The sequence below is a fragment of the Candidatus Glomeribacter gigasporarum BEG34 genome (assembly GCF_000227585.1).
Lineage (GTDB): Bacteria > Pseudomonadota > Gammaproteobacteria > Burkholderiales > Burkholderiaceae > Glomeribacter > Glomeribacter gigasporarum_B.
Window position 1 is genome coordinate 1 of sequence record NZ_CAFB01000116.1, and the last position, 1,715, is coordinate 1,715.

The following is a 1,715-nucleotide window of genomic DNA, read 5'->3' on the forward strand; positions in this document are numbered from 1 at the left end:
GGCCAGGCAGGCGAGCGCGCGCGTGCGTATATCAGCAGACATAGCGCGCGCTTTTATGCGCTCGGCGCGGCGGCGCGCGGCATTTCAGCAATCCCTTGCGCGGCGCGAATTTTATTCTCGATCTCGCGTGCAAGTTCGGGACGTTCGCGCAGGAATTCGCGCACGTTGTCTTTTCCTTGACCCAGACGCTCGCCGTTGTAGCTATACCAGGCGCCCGATTTTTCAATGATTTTGGTCTGCGCGCCGAGATCGATGATTTCGCCTTCGCGAGAGATGCCTGCGCCGTACAGGATGTCGAAGATCGCCTCCCGAAAAGGCGGCGATACCTTGTTTTTCACCACTTTGACGCGCGTTTCCGCGCCGATGACTTCGTCCGCTTTTTTGATTGAGCCGATGCGACGGATGTCAAGCCGCACCGATGCATAAAACTTCAGCGCATTACCGCCAGTGGTCGTCTCCGGATTGCCGAACATCACGCCGATTTTCATGCGGATTTGGTTGATAAAAATCAGCAGGCAGTTGGTGCGTTTGATCGTGCCCGCGAGTTTGCGCATCGCCTGTGACATCAGGCGCGCCTGAAGCCCTGGCAGCACGCCGCCCATTTCGCCTTCGATTTCGGCCTTGGGAACAAGCGCGGCGACCGAATCGATCACGATTAAATCGACCGAGCCGGAGCGCACCAGCGCATCGGCGATTTCAAGCGCCTGTTCGCCGGTATCCGGTTGTGAAATCAGCAAATCGGGGACGGCAACGCCGAGTTTCGATGCATATTGAACGTCGAGCGCGTGCTCGGCGTCGATAAATGCGCAGGTGCCGCCTTCCTTCTGCATTTCGGCGATGACTTGCAAGGTAAGCGTGGTTTTGCCGGACGATTCCGGCCCGTAGATTTCGACCACCCGGCCGCGCGGCAGACCGCCAACGCCGAGCGCAAGATCGAGTCCCAGCGAACCGGTTGAAACGACCTGAATATCTTCAACGACTTCATGATCGCCCAGCCGCATCACCGATCCTTTGCCGAATTGTTTTTCAATATGCGCGAGCGCTGCAGCAAGCGCCTTGTTTTTTTCGGCGGTCAGGGCGTTTGGTCTGTTGCTTTGCTCTTCCATTCATCATCCTGTTTGAGAGACCGTATTTTAAAACGCGCCGCATTGATCAACACTCGGCGGTTTAGCGAACCAGGCGTTTCGCACAGCCGCGCTGGCGGCGCTGCGCTCCGCCCGTTAGAGCATTTTTCAGTGAGATTGCCCAAGGAGCAAGCGCGAAGACAGTATGCACAATACGGCGAGCGCGAGGCGACACAGGGCAAGCCGCTGAAAAATGCTCTAGCCCTATCCTGCCCGTCCGGTCAGGAATTGCATCAGGAGGGGAACAGGGCGGGCGGTGGCGCCTTTTTCCTTGCCGCTTTTATAGGCGATGCCGGCAATATCGAGGTGCGCCCAGGGATAGCCGCGCGCAAACCGCGCCAGAAAACACGCGGCGGTGATGCTGCCCGCAGACCGGCCGCCGGTATTGGTCATATCGGCGAAATTCGATTTCAGCGACTCCTGGTATTCTTCATCCAGCGGCATTCTCCAGGCGGGGTCGAGCGCCTGTTGCGCTGCCGCCAGCAGTTCCTCCGACAATGCCTCTTCCTTTGTATACAAGCCGCTGCGATGATGACCCAATGCAATCACGCACGCGCCGGTCAGCGTTGCGATATCAATCACGGCGGCGGG

1 protein-coding gene and 1 pseudogene are annotated in these 1,715 nt (G+C 58.4%); both read right to left on the bottom strand.

The genetic code is table 11. From position 1 onward, the window contains the following. Window positions 1–53 precede the first annotated feature (53 nt). Entirely contained in the window at window positions 54–1,106 is a 1,053-nt protein-coding gene (gene recA / locus CAGGBEG34_RS09355; protein WP_006683373.1) for a recombinase RecA, read from the bottom strand. A 222-nt stretch (window positions 1,107–1,328) separates the two neighbouring features. Continuing rightward, a pseudogene (locus CAGGBEG34_RS09360) lies at window positions 1,329–1,715 on the bottom strand (leucyl aminopeptidase); the annotation flags it as partial.

Excerpts from the sequence above, each read along its gene's own strand:
- recA (WP_006683373.1), bottom strand. The coding sequence starts at position 1,106 with ATGGAAGAGCAAAGCAACAGACCAAACGCCCTGACCGCCGAAAAAAAC.